At 53.6% G+C, this 20051-nt stretch carries 19 protein-coding genes; 2 read left to right on the top strand and 17 right to left on the bottom strand.

What is annotated here, in order from left to right; genetic code table 11:
- Positions 1-52 precede the first annotated feature (52 nt).
- The 10 genes from ACPV0M_RS01665 to ACPV0M_RS01620 all read right to left on the bottom strand — a co-directional run bounded on the left by ACPV0M_RS01665 (position 53) and on the right by ACPV0M_RS01620 (position 11382).
- Complete coding sequence (locus ACPV0M_RS01665) at positions 53-1147, bottom strand: anti-sigma-I factor RsgI family protein (RefSeq protein ID WP_425621264.1); 1095 nt, start codon at positions 1145-1147, stop codon at positions 53-55.
- Between the two features lie 44 nt (positions 1148-1191).
- Positions 1192-1950, bottom strand: coding sequence for an RNA polymerase sigma-I factor (gene sigI / locus ACPV0M_RS01660; protein ID WP_425621263.1), 759 nt, complete (start codon positions 1948-1950; stop codon positions 1192-1194).
- A 279-nt stretch (positions 1951-2229) separates the two neighbouring features.
- Positions 2230-3690 carry a Ni/Fe hydrogenase subunit alpha gene (locus ACPV0M_RS01655; protein ID WP_425621262.1) on the bottom strand — a complete coding sequence of 487 codons (1461 nt, stop codon included), beginning with the start codon at positions 3688-3690 and terminating at the stop codon, positions 2230-2232.
- Positions 3691-3693: 3 nt separating this feature from the next.
- Complete coding sequence (locus ACPV0M_RS01650; protein ID WP_425621261.1) at positions 3694-4647, bottom strand: oxidoreductase; 954 nt, start codon at positions 4645-4647, stop codon at positions 3694-3696.
- A gap of 3 nt (positions 4648-4650) precedes the next feature.
- Positions 4651-5088: a hydrogenase iron-sulfur subunit gene (locus ACPV0M_RS01645; protein WP_425621260.1), complete on the bottom strand. Its 438-nt coding sequence runs from the start codon at positions 5086-5088 to the stop codon at positions 4651-4653.
- A 297-nt stretch (positions 5089-5385) separates the two neighbouring features.
- Positions 5386-6969, bottom strand: a complete 1584-nt coding sequence (gene murJ, locus ACPV0M_RS01640) for a murein biosynthesis integral membrane protein MurJ (RefSeq protein WP_425621259.1) — start codon at positions 6967-6969, stop codon at positions 5386-5388.
- Positions 6970-7217: 248 nt separating this feature from the next.
- Positions 7218-7700 (bottom strand): COG2426 family protein, encoded by a 483-nt coding sequence (locus ACPV0M_RS01635; protein WP_425621258.1) that lies wholly within the window; start codon positions 7698-7700, stop codon positions 7218-7220.
- Between the two features lie 139 nt (positions 7701-7839).
- Complete coding sequence (locus tag ACPV0M_RS01630) at positions 7840-8775, bottom strand: DMT family transporter (protein ID WP_425621257.1); 936 nt, start codon at positions 8773-8775, stop codon at positions 7840-7842.
- 86 nt (positions 8776-8861) lie between these two features.
- The gene (lhgO, locus tag ACPV0M_RS01625) at positions 8862-10046 is read right to left on the bottom strand and encodes an L-2-hydroxyglutarate oxidase (RefSeq protein ID WP_425621256.1); all 1185 of its coding nucleotides are present in this window, start codon (positions 10044-10046) and stop codon (positions 8862-8864) included.
- Between the two features lie 121 nt (positions 10047-10167).
- Complete coding sequence (locus tag ACPV0M_RS01620) at positions 10168-11382, bottom strand: SEC-C metal-binding domain-containing protein (RefSeq protein WP_425621255.1); 1215 nt, start codon at positions 11380-11382, stop codon at positions 10168-10170.
- A gap of 271 nt (positions 11383-11653) precedes the next feature.
- Here ACPV0M_RS01620 and ACPV0M_RS01615 point away from each other — a divergent pair, with 271 nt between their 5' ends.
- A complete protein-coding gene (locus ACPV0M_RS01615) occupies positions 11654-11944 on the top strand; it encodes an AbrB/MazE/SpoVT family DNA-binding domain-containing protein (protein ID WP_425621254.1) in 291 nt (96 codons plus the stop codon).
- Positions 11945-12500: 556 nt separating this feature from the next.
- Here ACPV0M_RS01615 and ACPV0M_RS01610 read toward each other — a convergent pair.
- Together ACPV0M_RS01610 and ACPV0M_RS01605 are read right to left on the bottom strand one after the other, a co-directional pair.
- Positions 12501-12863 carry a type II toxin-antitoxin system VapC family toxin gene (locus ACPV0M_RS01610; RefSeq protein WP_425622232.1) on the bottom strand — a complete coding sequence of 121 codons (363 nt, stop codon included), beginning with the start codon at positions 12861-12863 and terminating at the stop codon, positions 12501-12503.
- Between the two features lie 5 nt (positions 12864-12868).
- Positions 12869-13078: an AbrB/MazE/SpoVT family DNA-binding domain-containing protein gene (locus tag ACPV0M_RS01605; protein ID WP_425621253.1), complete on the bottom strand. Its 210-nt coding sequence runs from the start codon at positions 13076-13078 to the stop codon at positions 12869-12871.
- A 244-nt stretch (positions 13079-13322) separates the two neighbouring features.
- Between ACPV0M_RS01605 and ACPV0M_RS01600 the strand changes: the two genes are divergently transcribed.
- Positions 13323-13541, top strand: coding sequence for a HepT-like ribonuclease domain-containing protein (locus ACPV0M_RS01600; protein WP_425621252.1), 219 nt, complete (start codon positions 13323-13325; stop codon positions 13539-13541).
- Here ACPV0M_RS01600 and purC read toward each other — a convergent pair.
- From purC to ACPV0M_RS01575, 5 genes are all read right to left on the bottom strand, one after another.
- On the bottom strand, positions 13519-14571 hold the full coding sequence (purC, locus tag ACPV0M_RS01595; RefSeq protein ID WP_425621251.1) for a phosphoribosylaminoimidazolesuccinocarboxamide synthase: 1053 nt from the start codon (positions 14569-14571) through the stop codon (positions 13519-13521). The genes ACPV0M_RS01600 and purC overlap by 23 nt on opposite strands.
- A 116-nt stretch (positions 14572-14687) precedes the next feature.
- A complete protein-coding gene (locus tag ACPV0M_RS01590; RefSeq protein ID WP_425621250.1) occupies positions 14688-17366 on the bottom strand; it encodes a cation-translocating P-type ATPase in 2679 nt (892 codons plus the stop codon).
- A 242-nt stretch (positions 17367-17608) separates the two neighbouring features.
- Positions 17609-18148: a hypothetical protein gene (locus ACPV0M_RS01585; RefSeq protein WP_425621249.1), complete on the bottom strand. Its 540-nt coding sequence runs from the start codon at positions 18146-18148 to the stop codon at positions 17609-17611.
- A gap of 1 nt (position 18149) precedes the next feature.
- The gene (locus tag ACPV0M_RS01580; RefSeq protein ID WP_425621248.1) at positions 18150-19526 is read right to left on the bottom strand and encodes an HD domain-containing protein; all 1377 of its coding nucleotides are present in this window, start codon (positions 19524-19526) and stop codon (positions 18150-18152) included.
- The gene (locus ACPV0M_RS01575; RefSeq protein ID WP_425621247.1) at positions 19519-19965 is read right to left on the bottom strand and encodes a MerR family transcriptional regulator; all 447 of its coding nucleotides are present in this window, start codon (positions 19963-19965) and stop codon (positions 19519-19521) included. The genes ACPV0M_RS01580 and ACPV0M_RS01575 overlap by 8 nt, the downstream gene beginning before the upstream one ends.
- Between the last annotated feature and the right edge of the window lie 86 nt (positions 19966-20051).

Here is a 20051-nt window from a genome sequence, read left to right as displayed (position 1 = left end):
TTTGCCGAACCCGGAGCCTAATGGAGACTAATATGAAAATTAATCTCTTTGCCTAATCCCTCTCATCTTGATCTTGATTTTCATCTTCCCGGTATTTCTCATCTTTGCTGCTTTCGTGTTCATTTATTTCTTCTCTGATTTCTTCCACTGTTTCTTCCCTGTCCGCTTCGTTATGGGCTTCCTCTTCGATTGCCTCTTCGACTTCCTCTTCCTCTGCCGGCGTGTCCTCGGCTTTTTCCTCGGCCTCTGTCAAATCCTCGTCGGAGGCTTCTGCTTCTCCTTCATCCTTTTTGTACGGTTCTTTTAGAGGACCGGCACGCTTGGCAGCAGCGTGATGATGATTTGATGCTTTAAGATTACCTGATGGTCCCGAACCGGTTACGGATTTAGTCTCAAGGCCGGGTTCTTTGGACGAAACACCTACTCGCGCAACAGTGATCAGTTGCTCCAAACTCAACCCTTGTTCAGTCAAGGTTTGCAAGATCTCGGCAACTCCAGTCCGGTCTTTGGCAAGGGGTAGTAGACAACCCCTCGCAGATGCTTTTTTTATAAGCAAATAGCTGTTCAAAGAGATGCCTTGCCGGCGGGATTCCTCTCTTTCAGTTGATGTTGCTGTTTGAATGCCTACCGTGCCTTCAACCCCCGTCTCTTTCATTCGTTCTATGATCAGTTTCGATATGCGATGCGCATCCAACACGTAAGACTTGCCTTCTACGGGCGTAACCGTAAGAAGTACGGTGTTTTTCCTGCCGGGGGAAATGTAGCCCGCTTCCTGACACCTCAGCGTAATTGCCTCGATCGTTTCATAGACATCCTCGCCTTTAAAGGAAAGGTCCTTGAGAATCGTAGCGGCATCCTGGTTGAAAGGTGCGATATCTATCACCCGGCCTGAGGTGTCGATTGACAGCTCCAAACTGGGATTAACATCAAACGCCAGGTATACGGCAGGGTCCTGTCCCTGGATGATGTTGGCCCAGATAGCCCCTATCACCAACAGCACTAAAATGCCGGCGACCAGCATCCCGCGATAGGCAGGGCTGGTGGACGCATCGCCGCCCGAAGGCGCCCATATTTCTTCGCCGGGCCTGGCTCCTTCGGCGGGGACGGGCAAACGCAGAAATTCACGGTTCGCGGTTGCCACCCACATCCAACGCCCCCGCACTCTTAAGACTATGCCCCTTACTTTCGTCACTACCGGTCACCCTTTCCGGAATTGGGCCTAGTGCCTAAAGTCGACGCTTCGAACGGCAAGGCAAAAAGAGAACGTATATGCTGGAAGTCTGCCCGGGACATGACGATAAACAACGCCATAATATAAGGGCGGCCCCGCCTTAAAACTTTTCTGCTTACCCCCAAAGCTTCCGACAAATCCTTGAAGGGAAGCTGTCTGAATCGATAGACATACGCAGACAAATCCTGCCGGCGAGCCAGAAGCCGCGCTACATTAGTAAGAGTCTCTCTGGTGTCGCAATGTTTGGGAGAACACCGCCCCAGTTCTTCCAGCGACAGACCAAAATCTTGCAACGCTTGTTTAAAGCGAGATATTTCGGCCTCCCGCTCTCTTACTAGTTCCTCTTCTTTGTACTGCTGCCAGGCGGTTTCAATACAGACATTCTCAACTTCTAAACCAGCCGAGCAAGGCCCCTCCAGGCTGAGATGACGATGGCGGGCTTCCTTTCTGAAATAGTCAATCAGGCGGTTTCTTATAACGATGCGGGCGTAATTGCGGAAATCCTTTCCCGAGGAAGGGTTATATGAGTCGATGGCTTCGTTAAAGGATATGAGGCCAATGCTTAGCTCGTCGTCGTTCTCCGGCTCCAGCCTCCGACCGCAGCAATCTGCCACCACCTCAGCAATGTAAGAGCGATGACGACGTATAAGCTGTTCCCTGGCTGATTCATCCCCACTTTTGGCTTGACTGAGAAGGTCTTGCAGTTGGGCACTCTGCACAGTAGCCCACCTCATAAATAGATTCGTAGTCGGGAGACTGTTTAGGGTACATGCAAACCTATAACACTTAAATCAAGAGGTTCTACTGCTGGTTATCGTCTTATAGCCTTTGAAACCTGAGACCGATGTCGACCCAGTGAAAGACTCTTGCACAACAGAATTCTAGGCTGTGCCCCAGCAAAAAGAACTTGCGACACTTGTAGAAGAAATCCCCTAAATAAAAACAAGCCCTTCCCGAAACCCGGAAGGGCTTGCAAAGAATCGAATTGTCCTGTGCCGCTACCTGGAGAGGGTCTTATAGAGTTCGCCCTTGCTGTCGTAAATATTGACCACAAGCGGCAGCTCACCCAGGATGGCGTGCGTCGCGCAACTGAAGCACGGGTCGTAGGCCCGGAAGGCCATTTCGATCATGTTCAGCAGGCCGTTGTTGATCTCCATACCCGGCTTGATCACGTTCATCGCGGCCTTCTTGATGGCCATGCTGATAGGGGCGTTGTTGTTGGTCGTGCCCACGATCAGGTTGGCCTTCACCACGATGCCGTTTTCGTCAGTGATGTAGTGGTGCGTCAGGGTGCCGCGCGGGGCCTCCAGGATACCAACGCCTTCCTTCGGAACACTCGTGGGAATATTCCGGATGTCCGGGCTGCAGATATCGGGATCGGAGACGTACAGCAGCCACTCTTCAGCCGCCTGCATCAGTTCGACCAGACGCGCCCAGTGCGTCGCCAGGACGGCGTGTACCGGCCTGCCGCCAAGGGTGTCGAAGAACTTTTGGCGGGCCTCTTCGGCCAGCGGGGTCTTCATACCGTCGGCGGCGTTCATGCGGCCGAGCGGGGCGGCCTGGTAGATCGCCGTTCCCGGACCTTCAACGAAGCCTGTCCAGCCGAACTTCTTGAGGTACGGGTACTTCAGGTAACTGTACGGCTCCACGTGCTCGGCCACGTAGTCGACGTACTCGCGCGGGCCGTACTTGAAGAGTTCCTTGCCCTCGGTATCAACAACACGGACCTTGCCATCGTAAAACTCGAGCTTGTTGTTCTCGTCCACGAGGCCCATGTAGTTGGTAACAAGCTTATAACCGTCGCTGAGGATCAGGTCGACGTAGCCCTTGTTCTTCAGAACCACGTCTTCGAAGAGCTTCAGGGAGAACTTGGCAAATTCAACCTGGGACTTGCCCATCTCCTCGAACTGCTTACGCTCTTCTTCCTTAAGGGGCTTCATGACGCCGCCCGGAATCATGAAGGCCGGGTGGGTCGCCTTGCCGCCCAGGGTCGCCTGTACCTGCTGAGCGTAGGCACGGTGCTTGATGACCTCGCCGCCGATTTCCACGCCGACCTTGCCGACCACGCCAAGGATGTTGCGGACGGCCGGGTCGGCATCGGGGCCCATCACGAAGTCCGGAGCCGCCAGGGCATAGAAGTGGGCGATGTGGCTGTGAACCATGTGCGCGCTGTAATACAGCCGCCGCAGTTTCAAAGCAGTCGGGGTCGGTTCGACTCCCCAGACCGCGTCCATGGCCTTACCCGAGGCCATATGGTGCGCGGCCGGTCAGACGCCGCAGATGCGGCTGACGATCTGCGGGACGTCTTCCGCTGCGCGCCCTTCGCAGAACTTCTCGAAGCCGCGCAGTTCGGGAATCTGGAAGTAGCAGTTCTCCACGCCGCCGGCATCGTTAAGAAAGATCTCAATCTTGCCGTGGCCTTCCAGCCTGGTAATCGGGTCAATGCTGATCTTCTTCATTCGCTACTTCGCCCTCCTTAGCAGCGAGCCGGGCAGACCGAAGCGGTAGAATGTACCGGCCGGGTCCACGATCTCACTGATGATCTTGTCAATCTCTTCCGGGTTCTCGGAATCGACGACGGAGGCCAAAGCACTGATGAACTTCGCACCCTGGTCGACTACGCCGTCCACCGGACCATAGCAGCCACGGCAGGGGAAACCAGTGCTGGTGCACTGACCGCCACAACCTGCCCGGGTAACCGGCCCCATGCAGACGAGACCCTGCTCGAGGAGGCAACGGCTGGAATCGGTGATGATCTCGTGAGGCCTGTAGAACTTCTTGATCTTCTTGTCGGTACGCTCGCGGGGACACTCATCGCAAAGGGTCTTATGGGAAGCGCCGACAACCGAGCCCTTCGGCGGGAGGTTGCCGGAAACGATAGCGCCGATGACAGCCCAGATCTGGGCCGGGGTCGGCGGGCAACCCGGCATGAAGTAGTCAACGTCCACTACGTCAGCCAGGGTTTTAACGTCCTTATAAAACGCCGGCAGTTCCAGCTCGCCTTCCGGCACCTTGTAATGGGTTTGCGGCAGAACCTTGTCGGGGTTCTGGGTGGACTGGCTTTCAAAGTATGCACGCTTCAGGATGTCGTCACGGCACTTGAAATTGGCGAGGCCGGGGATACCGCCCATGATTGCGCAGGAACCAAACGCCACCAGAACCTTGGACTTCTGGCGGAGAAGCTTGGCGATGTGCTCGTTTTCGGAGTTGCGGATCGCGCCGTGGAACAGGCAGACATCAATGTAACCGTCCTCGTAACCCTCGACGTCTTTATACTTAAAGTCAACGGCGATGGGCCAGAACACGATGTCGGCGGCAGCCGCCACATCAAGGATCTTCTCGTGGATATCCAGGATGGCTACGTCACAGCCGCCGCAAGCGGCAGCCCAGTAGGAGGCTAGCTTCAACTTACCCATGTTCTAACCCTCCCCCCCGGCAGCACACCTGGTATCTTTCTGGGCAAAGGGACCAAGCTGCCGAAGCTTTTCTACGAAGTCCTTGATAACAGCGGCAAAGACGGTGCCTTCCGCCGCGGAGATCCATTCCAGCCGAACTCTTTCTTTTTCTACGCCGAGCTGCTCGAGCACCTTCTTCATCAGGGTGAAGCGGCGCATGGTACGGTAATTGCCACTAACATAGTGGCAGTCGCCCGGGTGTCAACCAGCTACGAGGACGCCGTCAGCGCCCTCCTGCAGGGCCTTGAAGATGAATTGCGGGTCAACACGACCGGAGCACATGACCCTAATGATCCGCACATTAGGAGGGTACTGGAGTCTGGATACGCCGGCGAGGTCGGCGCCGCCGTAACTACACCAGTTACACAAGAAGCCAACAATTTTGGGTTCAAAATTCTCCATTCCCGCCCCTTCTTTCATCAAAGACTTTGAAAGGAAAACTGCGAGGTCAGAAAAGCTTTTCCTACCACCTCCGGAACGCGGATTTTGCACTAAGACTACATTCCCATAGAAAACTGAACCCGAAACTTGTTTTAACCAGTTAGCAAACAGCGCAACAAGGGGGCCCTTGCTCCCTTTACGCTGTCCAGAATCCTTGTCCGAATATTTTATCTTATTCTAACAAACCAGCAGACGCCTTTTCAAGCACTAACAGCCGCTACAACCAGCTCTTGATCCCTGTTTCAATTGGCATATGTCCTAAATCCTGCCACGATAAACCCTCCCGGTCACCTTCCCGGTCAAGGAACGCAGGACAAAATCGGCGATGTGCATTAGTTCGTCAAGCCGCAGCAGAAATCCTGCTACAAAAAATACGAAAGCGCCGCAAACAATGTCGAAGAATACACGCGCAAGCAGCGAAACTCCGTGCGCTCCCAAAGCGGCCGCCAGAAAGCCGTCCAGCGTAAAAACAGCCAGTCCCATGACGACCGCCGCCGCCGACACCCCGGCCGTGAACTTGACCAGGTCCGGTGCTATCAGCTGTGGCAGACGCCGCTGCAACAACGCGATCAGGATTACGGCATTCAACAGGGCCGTTAACGACGTAGCCAGGGCAAGGCCCCCGTGCGCCAGGAACTTGATGAATATCAAGCTCAGCCCGAGCTTGACGAACACCGTGCTCAGTGTCACCATCACCGGTGTCCGCGTGTCCTGCATAGCGAAGAAGCCGCGCTGGACCAGCATCACCAGGCACTGTCCGACCACTCCGACCGAAAAGAACAGCAGCGCCAGCGAAGTCAAGGCCGCGGACCGTTCGTCGAACTCCCCGCGCCGGTACAGCAGGCTGACGATGGGGTCCCTCAAAACGAGAATGCCCACTGCCGCGGGAACGGTTAAGAATAGGACGACCTTTATCGCCCGCCGCAGGGTTTCCCCGGCCTCCCCGCGGACCCCGTCGGCAATCAGCCGGCTCAGCGTGGGATAGATGGCCGTCGAAACCGCCAGCACGAACAGGCTCTGGGGCAGTTGAACCAGCTTGTTGGCGTAGTTCAGAGCGGCGATGCTGCCCTCGGCCAGCCCCGAGGCCATGTTCCAGTCGATCATCATGTAGATCTGGTTCACGGCCAGGCCGAGAGTCAAGGGCGCCATCAGGTACACGACGCGCAGCACTTCGGGATGGCGAAAATCCACCGCCAGGCTGTAGCGAAACCCCACCGCCCGCAGGGCGGGGAGCTGGATGAAGGCGAGAGCCGCCGCCCCGCCCAAAACCCCGAAGGCCAGTCCAAAAACACCGTACTCACGGCTTAAGACCAGGGCGCCGAAGATGATGACGACATTCATCGCCACCGGGCCGACAGCCGGTATGCCAAAAACGTTGTTGGCGTTGAGTATCCCGGTGAAGAGCCCGGCCAGGCTGTAGAAGACTATCGACGGGAACATGACCATCATCAGTTTGACGGCCAGGTCCATCGTTCCGGCCGGAAACCCCTGGCCCAGCAAACCGACGATCAACGGAGCGGCCAGAATGCCCGCCGCTGTAGCCCCCATCGTCACCAGGATCAGGGCGTTGGTGACCATGCTGCACAGCCGCCACGCGTCTTCACGGCGCCCTTTGGATACATATTCCGTAAAGATCGGGACGATTACCGTCGCCAGCGCCATTCCGGCCACGGCGTAAAAAATGTTGGGGATGGTGAAGGCGACGTAGAAGGCGTCGGCCAGACCTGTCGCCGCGAACTTGCCGGCGATGGCCATCTCCCGCCCGAGGCCGAAAAAGCGGGAAACAAGCGAGAGGAGCATGATCAGCAGCGTGGCCCGGGCGATTACTTTGCCAGACGACATTGAGCACCTCCGGTGATGGCGCTTACACGCCGCACTAAGCGCTCGGCATTCAGTGTTTAAAATTGGTGATGAGCTGACCTGACGGTATTCCACATCATTCGCATTAATTCCTACATTTACGGTTCTACCTATTCTGAAGCGCTTCCTCCAGGTAGTGCGTGGTGAGGATCAGGGTTGCGCCTTTCGGGGAGCACACAAACCTTTAATTCGCCACCGCCAGCCCTGACTGCTGATTACCGACTACCGACTTACGGAATCAGCTTATCGATAGCCGTAAGGGAGCTGTGTGTCGCCGCGGTGATCCCCGCACCCAGAATAACAAGCGCCGTAATGATCGCCGAGGCCGCCTTGACAAACGGGATGCCGAAAAGGAAGGCCGCGAAACAGCCTGTCCACGCCCCGGTACCGGGCAGGGGAACGGCCACAAAAAGGAGCAGCCCGATCCAGCCGTATTTTTCGACGACACCGCTCTTCCTGCGGGTTCTCGCAAAGACCCGTAGCAACATTTCTTGTAACCGCGGTGAGCGTACCGCGAGGAACTCCGATAACGGGCCCAGGCCCTTAAGCAAAATGATAACCGGGATAATATTGCCAAGGACGCCCCAGAAGAAAGACGGCCAGGGCTGCATGCCCAGGACTCCCTGCGCGAAGGGTATCGCCGTCCGCAGCTCGCCGAAAGGCAGAGCTGCCAGCCCGGCAACAATCAGGCCATCCTTAAGGTTCTCAAACATCAAACAACCTCCAGACTCTTCCCCGACGGGGTTTTATAGACCTTTCGCTCTTCCAGCCATAAACCCGGAATTTCTGCCTTCGAGTTCCAACCACTAACAGCCAACAGCTAACTGCTAACAGCGGGCCCCTTTGGGGCCCTTACTCCCTGCTCTGCAGGAACACTCCCAGCAGGATCAGTGCCCCGCCGGCCATCTGCACCACCGTCAGTGTCTCCGACAGGAGCCAGAAGCCCAGCAGGGCGGTCACCGCCGGCTCTAGGGTGCTGATGATGGAGGCGCGGGACGCCCCGATCAACTGGATGCCCCGGAAGATGGCCGCCAGCGCCAGCGCCGTCGCCACGAGGCCCAGGAAGACCAGCCACACCCAAGCCTGCGGCGCGAAGTCCAGGCTCAAACGCCCCGTAGCGGCGCCGAGGGCGGCAAAAATGACGATCGCAAAGGTTACAAGATAGGTGTCAAAGACCCATACCGACATATCCCTTAGCAACCTGGCGCTGGCCACGTAGAAAATGGCGTTCATGAAAGCGGCAATCAGCGCCAGGACCACCCCGCGCATATCCAGGCCGTGCAACGGCTGTCCGAGAATCACGGCGGCGCCGCCGAAAGTCAGCGCCAGCGCCAGGCCCTTCCGCCAGGTGAAAGGCTCATTCAGGACAAAGTAGGCCAGGACGGCAACGATCGTCGGGTAGGCATACAAGAAAAGGATGGCCATCCCCGCCGGTATGAACTTGAAGGAGTAGAACAGGGCCAGCACCGTCGTCGCATGTCCGCCCAACGTAATCGCCGCGATCAGCAGGAACTGCCGCAGCGTAATCCGGACGGGCTGCCGCCAGACCAGCATCCCCGTCCAGAAGGCCGCCGCCGCAACCACGTACCGCAGCGTCAGCGTCGTCTCCACCGTGGCCCCGTGCCGGTAGGCCATCTTCGCCGCGATCGCTTCGGTCGCCAGGGCCAGCGTGGCCACGACCACCAGGAAGATCCCCAGCCCCTGGCCGGAGCCTTTTTTGGCCGCCCCTTGATCTTTTAACCTGTCAGCCGCTAACTCCGTGACAACCTTCGCGCCGTTGTGGGACAAAACAAAAACTCCTTCGAACACCGTTCAAAAAGCAGCCCGCAGGCTGCCTCTAGTATAATCCACTTCCGCTCAAATCGCTAAAACTATCATTTCAGTCTATCCACCACATATTCGGCAAAGGCCAGCGATGAAGTGAAAGCCGGCGATACGGCATTAAGGATGTGCAGGGAATCATCGTTTTGCAGGACCAGGTAGTCCATTACAAGCTCGTTCCTGGACTTGTCAAACAGTTGCGACCTGATTCCCACCATAGGATGCCGCGCGATATATGAATACCCCAAGCTTGGCACCAGCTTCTTCGCCTCTCTGTACATCAGGTACGGCAGGTACTTCCCAATTTCCCTGAGCGCCAGCGAGACGTAGTTCTTGTCCGTCAACAGTTTCTTCGCTGTGCAAGAGGCTGACTCCACGAGCTCGGAATACCTGATGTTACTGATCATTCCGTAATTCTCGCGACTCAAAGCGGGGATGGCGGTGGGGCCGATCTTCACCGTTCCCTGGGGCGTTCTGGTGAAGTGCACCCCGAGGAACGGGTACCTTATATCCGGAACGGGGTATATGTTGGACCTTACCAGATATCCAAACTCATCTTTAATTCTAAGGTAGATGCCTTTGTACGGAACCATTGTGTAAGCCAGGCCCAGGCCGCGCATGTGGGCGATCCGGTCGGCGTAGGCCCCCGCCGCATTGACCAGGAACCCGTAGCCCAGGCGGCCTCCCGTGGTTACTGCTTCTTTCCTCCCCCTGTCCAGGTCCAGCAGCCGGGTACCCAGTCTTATTTCGACACCAAGACTCTTTGCGTCTTCAGCTAGGCTGCCGAGTACTTCCTTCGGGTCGATCACCACAGTATTTGGGGAATAAAGGGCCTTATCGCAGGTCCGGGCATACGGCTCGATTTCCTTGAGTTCCTTCTCATCGATAAGCTTTACTTCAACCCCGCCGGCCTTTGCCCGCCGCTCAAGCTCAAAAAGCGCCGGCAGATCCCTTTCTTCCTTGGCGACAATGACCTTTCCCTTTATACTTTTGATGCCTTTCGACTCACAGTACTCCCTCATCAACCTGTTGCCTTCGACGCAAAGCCGGGCCTTCAGCGTCCCCGGCTTGTAGTAGATCCCGGCGTGCAGCACCCCGCTGTTCCGCCCGCTGGCGTGCACCCCGACCTCTTGCTCCTTTTCGAACACACATACCGTCCCGCCGAAGGCCTTCCTAACAGCGATCGCCGTCGTCAGCCCGACTATCCCGCACCCGACCACCACGAAGTCGTAGCTCATTGCTTTTCTCATTCCTCATAACTTTAGAGATGCTGCATTGCACTTTAAGTATTCAAGTACCGTCCCTTGGCAGCCAATTGCCAACAGCTACCCGTGGGCCGCTTGCCGGCCCTCTGGGATTTCATCTTCCGCAGCATTTCTTGAATTTCTTTCCGCTGCCGCAGGGACACGGGTCGTTCCGTCCAATCTTGCGCCCGGTGCGCAAATCGATGACATCCGCGCCTTTGGCCGGGAGCGGCCGCAAGAACTCCTTTTCCCTCTCGTACAGTTCGGCCGGCGTATAGCCTTTGAGAAACCACTGTCTGGTATTGTTGATGAGACGGGTCAACTGATCCAGCAAGGCCTGCAGCATATCCATAGACTCCATCTCGAACTCGTCCAGCAGTTTCCGGACGATGTCCGATAACCTCTCGCCGGCATTGGCGGCGTAGACACACTCCTGGGCGATGCTGTCGGCCTTTTCCGGGCTGATTTCGAAGTTGTGGGCCAAAAAGGCTACAAATTCTTTGTGGGCGGCGTTCCTATCGACAAAACCCGATTCACCTGCTCTGAGCAGCTGGTTCTTTGTAAACGGATAGTATTCGACATCCGGCCTCGCCCGGTGCTCATCGATCACCCTTTGAGGATCCCAAACGTCCGCGTGTGCGTAGCTGGTGCCGATCATTTCAATTTCCTCGTAATAGTCCAGGGACTCGTACAACACGCGGAAAAGCTCCGCCGTATCCGCTTCTTCTCCGAAGTATTTTCGCAAAAGACGGAACAAATCCGTTGAGCCTACGACACCGTAATAGTAGAGCATGCCGTGGGTCAGCCGTACCCATTCGGTGTTCCTGCGCACCAGCCGGCGGCACTCCTTATCGTTGACTCTTCTGAACTCTTCGGCGATTTCCTCCGGTACCGCCAGTACGCTCCTGCCGTCGACACTGCCCGAAAACGCGATCCCGCGGCTGCGCAGGTATTCAACCCGGCGGATGTTCGGGCGCGGCACAAAAGCAAACCCGCCGCCGTCAACAATGCGCTTGACGAGCTCATACCGGTCAAGGTCGAAAAGCCGGAATATGTCCTTCGCCTTGTGCGGAATAACCTCCGTGAGTTTGGTGACCAGTTCCGGCTTTCTCAGCGTGCTGATATTCTTAATCCGCAGATTTTGCCTGATCTGTGTCAGTTCATCCTTCGTCAGGCCGGCCAGCGCCTGCGGAAGCCGCAGCGGCACGGCAATCGGGGCCGCCCACAGTTTTTCTTCATGTTTTCTGTGCAGTTCTTCGGCCATTTCCTTGAACCGCTCCAGCTCTTTAAGCAGGCTTGCGTAGGTCTCTTCATCGATATGCCTGTCCACCGCCCAACGATACTCCCTTCACTCTACGGCTTTTAGCGAAACGGCAAGCGTTATTTTGTAGGATATAATACTTTGACGAAAAAAGAAATTCCTTTCTGGCAGGAAAACTGGACGCTATAAATCGACACAACATGATTGAGAAAATCCGTACACGCCGGTACATCGGTAACAATCGGTAAGTCTGACCTTAGAGGTCGAGAACGCTGCCTGAAGCTTCCCGATTTGACAAATGTCATACTATCGTGTATTCTGATATTCAGAGGTGCTGTTTATGGATAACGAAACGGTAAAAGTCGGACGCAGGGGTACAGTGGTAATACCGGCATACCTGCGCAAGGAATACGGTCTGGAGGAAGGCACTCTGGTAATCGCGGAGCCCAGACCTGAAGGTATACTTCTGCGTCCGGCGGTAGCTCTCTCCATTGAGATTTATACCCCGGAACGCAAGGCAGAATTTCTCTTGAACAATGCGGTTACTCCCGAAGATTACGCGTGGGCTGTGGAAGAGGTTAAAAAAATGGGCCTTGACCCGCAAAATATTCCTCATGAAAGGCCGAGCTAAAGATTGGACCGGCTGTTTCTGGATGCAAACGTCTTGTTCTCGGCAGCTTACGGCAGCCGCGGCATAGAGGGCCTATGGAAACAAGCGCGCCAGGGACACGTCAGACTCCTGGCGTCTTCGTATGTTGTAGAAGAAGCGATACGAAACCTTCCCCGGCCTGAACAACTCGCCAAGCTAAAAGAGCTCCCGGCTGAACTGACCATAGTCCCGGAAGCCCACCCTGGTATGTCTTGTCCCGTCAAATTGCCGCTTAAGGACGTGCCGGTGCTGACGGCTGCTGTCCAAGCCCGGGCCACGCATTTGATAACTGGAGATCTCAATCATTTTGGCATTTACAGAGGTGAGACCATCCAGGGCGTTCATGTTTGCACTCCAGGGGATTACCTGAACCGGCTTCAAGCGAGGTGATCCATCACCTCTTTCCGCAACGGGGCTTCCGGCCTAGCTTGCGCCTTATCTTCGCTGGGCTCGCTGCCACGACCGCCGGGCCTCCTGCCCGGCACGAAGATTAAAGACCGGTATCGGCGTCTGTCACCATTCATTCCTTGCTAGCGTTTCACGGGGAAATGAAGACGACACCCGGAAGGCCCTCGAAATGGCGGTCACTGGTCACCACCTGGCACCCCTGGGAGACGGCCGTAGCGTATACCATCGCATCCGCCAGGGGCAGCCTCCACTGCAGCGAAACCCCGGCGGCGGCCAAGCCCAGCTCGGAGTCGAACGGGACGACCCTGGTTTTCTGCATCTGCGCGGCAACCACCAAGGCCTTCTCTTGCCCTCGCTCCCGCCAGACCTTTTTCATCACCTCGTAAAGCACGATTACCGGGGTGAGCACGCTCCCCTCATCGGTCAGAAACGGAGCGTAGTCCTGCGCCAGAGGCCCGTCGGCCAGGTACTCCAGCCAACCGCAGGAGTCCACGACGATCAAAACCGTTCCTCCTCGTCCCGTTCCACGGTGGTATCCATGCCCGCCAAAAAGCCCCTCATCTGTGACAAAGAGTAGTCCGGGATGAGCCTCATCCCCCCGTCTTCAACGATCAGGTGCAGTTTTTGCCCCTTCTTAATCCCCAGCCGCTTACGTATCGCTGCGGGAATGGCAATCTGGTACTTACTGGATACTGTTACTTGCGGCATTATATGCGCCTCGCTTTACGGTTTATCTATCGATACGATTAGTGTATCCTAAACGCTGCGCTATGTTCAAGGCCATCTTTCTCTTCCCTTCTCGCCTTGCAAGTCTTATAATACTGTAAACATCTTACATCTCAGGTAGCAGGCTTAAGGAGAATGAAGGATGGGCCCCATCATAACCATCCCAAACAGACTCAAAACATCATTGACAAGGTGAAAGAATTGCTGGAGCGGCGGGCTGCTTATCATGGCCTTCTTACGGGAATCCGGTTATCTACTGCGCGAGAAACTGGACACCTTTCAAAAAATGGCGAAATTTCGTAACGTTATCTTCCACGACTATGCCCGTATCGATCCCGAAATCTTATACGCAAACAGCTTCTGGCTTCCTGCCCACAAGCAAAACCTCCTGCCGGTATGCTGGCAGGAGGCTTCTTCCACTTTCAATAATAAGTTAATAAGTTAGTGCCTGGAACAGTTGTCAACTCCTTGATATCCTCCAATACTTCTTTCAAAGACGGGGTATTAAACCACCTTCTTTTGGTGATCTCGTTGGCATAAGCCTTGTAAACCATTGCGATGGCGTTTGCTAATCTGTCGGGTAACTGGACGGGAGAGGTTTTAACTAAAGCTTTCCAGAAAATTTTATCTTTCTTTTTCGCCTCTTCGACCTCGCGGCACCATTCCGTTCGCCGGTAGAAGATCCTTGCTATCTCTTTGCTCACCGGAAGCCCCTCGAAGGTGAAGCGGCACTCGTCCAGGGTGCCGAGCGCGTCCACCAGGATGAGGGCTCTATTTCCGTCGAAGCCTAATTCCACTTTTCCGTCTTCGTTCAAGAGTCCTAATCTCTTTGCTTCTTCTGTGATGAGGTCATTCACTGTAAGTGTGACCCGCTTGATCTCCTCTATTTCGCTTTCGTCCAGGCCTGAGATGGCTCTTGCTTCTTGCCAGTTTATATACCTGTCGGTCGCCTCGAGCTTTGTCGATACGTCAAGGATCGGTTTTTGCAGGACCTGTCCCGGTTTGGGCGCCTGCTGCAAACCGAGATCGGCCAACTGCAAACTGCCCTCTTTTAATCTTTTAAAAACCGAGGAGCCCTCCGGCAAAGAGTTCCGGTAGATGATCTCCAAGGGAATAAGAAAGTTGCCTCGCTCCCTTTGGTATGCAGAATAATCATAGAAGTTTCCATGTATCTTGGGTTTTATCACCCTGAGCAGTTTGACCTCCATTGTATCCGATGGTTTTTGCAAATCGCTCAGTCTTTTTACTACGCCGTCCTCCACCACCCCCAGGTAATGGGTCTTTATTCCTAATTCGCCGAGTCTTTCGAAGAAGTAGGCAGATACAAGGCAGATCGCCTTCCCTTTTTCCATTATATGGTCGGGCATTTCTCCCCAGTCGAATATGGAGTAACGGTCGGAGAAGATGAAACGTCCCGTTCCCGTCTCGGTAGCTGCGGGTTCTTTCAGGACCACCAGGTCTTTTACGCTTCCCATTTGCTTGTGACCTCCCACCAGTCTTTTTTTAATTTATCTTCACTGCAGTTTTAAACTTTTCCTGCAAACTTCCGGTTAGCCCTTCTTCAAGCGCGGGATCAGGGGCGGATTGGCGCTTAATCCGATCTTAGAAGCTCATGCCTTTTTCTCTTAAATAGCTTCTCCGCCTCCACCGCAAAGAAAACTACGCACGAGAAGGCAAGGGCAACAGCCAATTCGCCCGGCGTTAAGGGCGTCGTCTTAAAGATCGGATTCAGAAACGGCACGTATATGGTCGCCATCTGCAGGAGAAAAGTGAGCAGAATTGCTCCTAACAAGGGCTTGTTTGAGAGTAGCCCCTGGGTAAAGAGGGATTCCTTTTCGGATCTGATGGCGAGTACGTGACCCAACTGGCTGAGGCACAAAACCGTGAAAACCATAGTCTGCCAGCAGGCGTATCCCGTTTTGATGGACCACGCCTGGGTGAATAAAGATACAAAACCCATCAGGAGCCCTACCCAGATTATGTGGGCACCGAGACCGTGAGCAAATATGCTTTCCTGGGGGTGCCGGGGGGGGCGCTTCATAATTTCCTTTTCCGCCGGTTCTGCGGCGAGGGCCAGTCCGGGCAGACCGTCGGTGACAAGGTTAATCCAAAGAATATGAATCGGCAGAAGCGGAATAGGAAGGCCGAAAAATGGCGCAAGGACGATTGTCCATATCTCCCCGGAGTTGCTGGTCATCGTATATTTGATGAACTTGCGGATATTGTCAAAGATTCTCCTTCCCGCTTTGACGGCCTTAATAATGGTGGAGAAATTATCGTCAAGGAGGATCATATGGGCCGCCTCTTTCGCTACGTCCGTTCCGGCAATGCCCATAGCAACCCCAATATCGGCTCTTTTGAGTGCCGGCGCGTCGTTGACCCCGTCGCCGGTCATGGCGACGAACTGGCCCTTGTCCTGAAGCGCTTTCACGATCTTCAGTTTCTGCTCCGGGGCAACCCTTGCGTAGACTCTTATATCCTCAACCTTTTTCTCGAACTCCTCTAAGGGTAATTTTTCAAGTTCCCTTCCGGTAATTATCGCTTTGGCGTCATCTTCCAGAATGCCGAGCCTTTTAGCGATCGCTTTTGCGGTGATAGGATGGTCTCCCGTGATCATCACCGGGATGATACCTGCGGTCTTGCATAAAGAGACCGCCTCCTCTGCCTCTGGTCGCGGGGGATCCACAATACCCACCAGACCCACAAAGGTAAGCCCCGTTTCCGCATTTTCGGAAGAGATAACTTCCGGGAGCTTATCCCACCTTTTCGTGGCTATTGCTAATATTCGCAATCCGTTACCCGCCATCTTATCGTTTACGCGTAAGAATTTCTTCGCGTCTACAGGCCTTAAACCTTCGGAAGTCAAGACATTGTCCGACTTCTCGATCAGGACGTCCAGCGCTCCCTTGGTAAAGGAAACGAATCCCCCGCCTTCGGAAAGGGGGAGCTGGTGAAAGGTAGTCATACACTTTCTCTCGGAGTCAAAAGGGATTTCGGCGACCCGCGGCAGTTCCTTTTCGAGTTCACTTTTATCAAAACCATTGTCCTTAGCGATATTGTACAGGGCGATTTCCGTGGGGTCGCCGATGACCTTCCCTTCGGCGTCGAGCTCGACGTCGTTATTCAAAGCCGCAGCTCTGAAAAAGATTGCGTGTGGCGAGTCGCCGGCGGGCGGAGTGTACTCTTTTAAGCTCTTTGCCCTCAGCTCCAAACTCCGGATTGATTCTCCGTTTACAAAAACCTCTTCGACGGTCATTTTATTCTGGGTGAGTGTCCCCGTCTTATCGGAGCAGATATAGGTGACGGAGCCCAAGGTTTCCACTGCAGGCAGTTTTCTTATCAGGGCGGCTTGCCTGACCATTTTCTTGGCACCGAGGGCGAGCGAAATCGTCACCACGGCGGGAAGCGCTTCTGGTATTGCCGCGACGGCGAGGGAAACTGCGGTAAGAAACATAAGGATGGGCGGCTCTCCTCTAAGAAGACCGAGACCGAAAACGGTGGCGCAGATGACAAGGACGGCAAGGGCGAGTTTTTGGCCGAACTTAGCAAGCCTTTTCTGAAGGGGTGTTTTTACCTCTTCCTCCTCCTGGAGCATGGTGGCAATCCTACCGAGTTCGGTCTCTTGACCGGTAGCGACCACGACCCCTGCACCCCTTCCGTAGGAGATGATGGTACCTTTGTAGACCATATTCTTTCTGTCTCCCACGGGAAGCGTTTTGTGGGGCAATCTCTCAGTGTGCTTTTCCACAGGTACCGATTCTCCCGTAAGGGCTGCCTCTTCCACCCTAAGTTGAGCAGCCTCTATAAGCCGCATATCCGCGGGTACGATCTTTCCTGCTTCGAAGATTACGAGATCGCCGGGGACTAGTTGCGCCGCGGGAATGCTTATCGGTACCCCGCCCCTTATGACCGTTGCGGTTGGCGCGGCCATTTTTTTCAGTGCGGCCATCGCCTTTTCCGCTCTGTATTCCTGAACGAAGCCGATAACGGCATTGAGGATCACAATCACAATTATGGCGATGGTGTCTGCGGGTTCGCCGATAACCCCCGAGATAACGGCAGCGGCGATGAGGATAATGATCATAAAGTCCTTGAACTGGTCAAGGAACATTATGAAAGGCGTCTTCTTCTTTCTCTCCCGCAACTCATTTGGACCATGCCTTTCCAGGCGGCTCTTGGCTTCTTCGGGAGTCAACCCTCCATCAAGGTCGGTCTCCAGTTCCTTTAAGACTTGCCCAACTTCCGTTGTGTGCCAGACTGTCTTGGCCATTAACCATGCCTCCGTTTAACCTCAATCCGGCAAGCAACTGCCGTTTTTCTTTTAAAGCTCACCATCGCCCAGAATCGTTCAGGACACAAAGCAATTCCTCGGACGATTGAAAGGCATGGGTGGAAATGACTTTGCCCTTAAGACACCATTTATAAGCCTGTCGCGGGAGATCTTAAGTGCTCTCCAACAAGTTGATAAGTGCCTGACACCGCGTCTCTTCTATCACCAACTCTTCCTTCCCACTAACTGATTAGTGAATTACCTTTCTTAAACTCTTTCTTGAATAAATCCCACGCCATCAAATTGTCAAAAGCTCTGCCAATTTCTTCTGGAGCGAATTTGCTGCCCTTAGCCCTACGGACCTCTCTTATCACCTCTTCCTTTCCAACCGTTTTGCCAACACGTAGGGCAGAGGAAGCTAGGAAATGGGTGGTGGCGTATAGCTCCAGCATACGGGGGGACATACCGCCAAAGCGTGTTTCTAAAGTCTCCAACTGTGCACGGTAACGCCTAATCTCTTCAGAATGTTTTTCAAGGTACTTATCCAGAAATGTTCCCTTGACCAACATATAGCCGTCTTTCTCAAAAAGCAGACCTGTGGCAATCATGTCCGAATGTGTTATGGCTACCTCATCACTATAAGGGCCATAAAGGTACATACTAAATGAGCACTTAACTGGTAATCCTAGCTGATAACTGAAATAAGCTAATTTTTGAAAAGCTTTCTTTCCACGTATCGGCTGGTGGGAAGCAACAAAAGCCAGCGGTAAAGCTAAATCCACATTAACTCCACCCTTCTTCAATTTTCTTAACTTTAGACTTAATTTGTTCGTAATGCTGATGACACCACTCAGAAGCTTCCTTCTTCCGTTCTCTCGGCACATAGAAACGGACGATGTTGATATACTTCTGAGATAATAGTTTTAGCGGCAGTGATAATTCAAAGATTGACTGATATTTTTCTGGATAATGTTTATCCTGTACGGTAATGCTGCCGAAACGGTGTTTTTTACTATCTTCTTCATCATCTTCAAACTTCTTAAGATTAAATAAGGGATTTGTTGGGAGCTTTCTTGCACGGTCGTCCACAAAGCAATCTGGGCCAAAGGTCTCTTCAAACATATTCTTTAATTCAGAAATTACGTAGTAGCTTTCCAGCCCGGCATGATGAGGCAACGTTACAAACGCTTCTGATAAGTGGTCGCGTTCGTAAATCCTACGCGCCCATTCGTTATCCTTACGTTTAGACTTAATTGCCTCAAGAACAGTACTATCGTCAAACGCCAGGTAGTTTTCCAAATCGTCCGGAAGTGGAAAGACTGCGCTGCACCCTATATCTGACAACCAATCCTTCAAGAAACACGAAAGGTAATAATCATAGATACGCCTAGTTTTATGGAAATACACCTGAATGAACATCCAGTACCGGGCAAAGATCAACTCCTCAACCGCCTGAATCCCATCAGAATCTACACCCAGAAGCCAGACACCGATCTCTTGGTCTTCCTCGTTTAGCTCTCCGCTACTGTTTTCTCGCGCTGGAATAACGGTAATAGTATCCAAAATACGGTGCAGGTCATACTTTCCATAGTGTACGCCGCAATAGTACGAATCCCTTAGAAGATAATCAAGTTTATCTGCGTCCATTTCCCCGCTGATAAGCTTCCCTATAAAAACCTTATCTGTCCCTAAAGGTAAACCTTCTAGAAGCGCAATGATTTCTTCAATCTCGATCTCAGGGAAATACTCATTGATAATGGGGCCAAAACACTCGCGAATAACAGCGACCGAGTAGTGTTCATGCTTAAGATTGGAAGCAAAGCACTCCTCACCGCCATGCGAAAAAGGCGCATGCCCCACATCATGCAGTAAAGCTGCTAATCTTACAAGTTGGGTAAGACGATCGTATTCATCTGGGTTAAAGTGCTTACGTATAAGGTCACGCTGACGCAGGCGCTCCATCATTTGACCAACAATATGCATTACGCCGAGGCTGTGTTCAAAACGTGTATGAGTGGCACCGGGATAGACCTTGTACGTCATTGCCAACTGACGAATTCTATTTAAGCGTTGAAATGCCTCATGCTTTATCAAAGCTGCTTCTCTACTGTTAAGCTTAATCATCCCGTGAATCGGATCTCTAACATAAACATCACCCACAGGACAACCCCTCTACAGTCTGACCTTCAGGCTTCTGCCGGTGACTCATCTGTTTGTAAACTTCATTAAATAACTGACCTATGTTAACGTTCCATACTAACTGACCCCGACGGAGAGTATCTACCATAATAATAGGGTCTGTGGTCAGAACGAAAAGGGTTTGTCCATCAGTTAGGAAAACCATCTCGGCTAAAGGTAGGGTTCCATCCGGCAGATACTTGTGTAGATAAGCAAGGCTTTTTCTAATCTTCTGGAGGCTTACACCGCTTTCTTTCAAACGCTTTGCGGCTTTTAAGCACACTAAATCTCGAAAGCTGTACAGTCGTTCTGTGCCTTGGCCGTTGGCCTCAACTAGAGTTGGCTTAATAAATCCGCTTCTGTCCCAATAATCTAATTGTCTTTCTCTCCGTTGAGGATGCCCGGCGTGAAGAACCGGCAATCGATGTAAAGCCCGTCGCCATTAAGGAACTGCATGAATTCCTGACCATCCCTGGCACGCAACCGATAACGGAGCCATTCGAGCTA

It is taken from the genome of Desulfosceptrum tomskiensis, from assembly GCF_049818055.1.
In the GTDB taxonomy this organism is placed as follows: domain Bacteria; phylum Bacillota; class Desulfotomaculia; order Desulfotomaculales; family JASEER01; genus JBFLVT01.
This window is presented reverse-complemented; position numbering and strand designations above follow the sequence as displayed.

Coding starts and splice junctions, on each gene's coding strand:
- murJ (WP_425621259.1), bottom strand. CDS start 6,969: ATGTCGTCTGGCAAAGTAATCGCCCGGGCCACGCTGCTGATCATGCTC.
- lhgO (WP_425621256.1), bottom strand. CDS start 10,046: ATGAGCTACGACTTCGTGGTGGTCGGGTGCGGGATAGTCGGGCTGACG.
- ACPV0M_RS01650 (WP_425621261.1), bottom strand. CDS start 4,647: ATGGGTAAGTTGAAGCTAGCCTCCTACTGGGCTGCCGCTTGCGGCGGC.
- ACPV0M_RS01600 (WP_425621252.1), top strand. CDS start 13,323: ATGGCCTTCTTACGGGAATCCGGTTATCTACTGCGCGAGAAACTGGAC.
- ACPV0M_RS01615 (WP_425621254.1), top strand. CDS start 11,654: ATGGATAACGAAACGGTAAAAGTCGGACGCAGGGGTACAGTGGTAATA.
- purC (WP_425621251.1), bottom strand. CDS start 14,571: ATGGGAAGCGTAAAAGACCTGGTGGTCCTGAAAGAACCCGCAGCTACC.
- ACPV0M_RS01605 (WP_425621253.1), bottom strand. CDS start 13,078: ATGCCGCAAGTAACAGTATCCAGTAAGTACCAGATTGCCATTCCCGCA.
- ACPV0M_RS01590 (WP_425621250.1), bottom strand. CDS start 17,366: ATGGCCAAGACAGTCTGGCACACAACGGAAGTTGGGCAAGTCTTAAAG.
- ACPV0M_RS01665 (WP_425621264.1), bottom strand. CDS start 1,147: ATGTGGGTGGCAACCGCGAACCGTGAATTTCTGCGTTTGCCCGTCCCC.
- ACPV0M_RS01635 (WP_425621258.1), bottom strand. CDS start 7,700: ATGTTTGAGAACCTTAAGGATGGCCTGATTGTTGCCGGGCTGGCAGCT.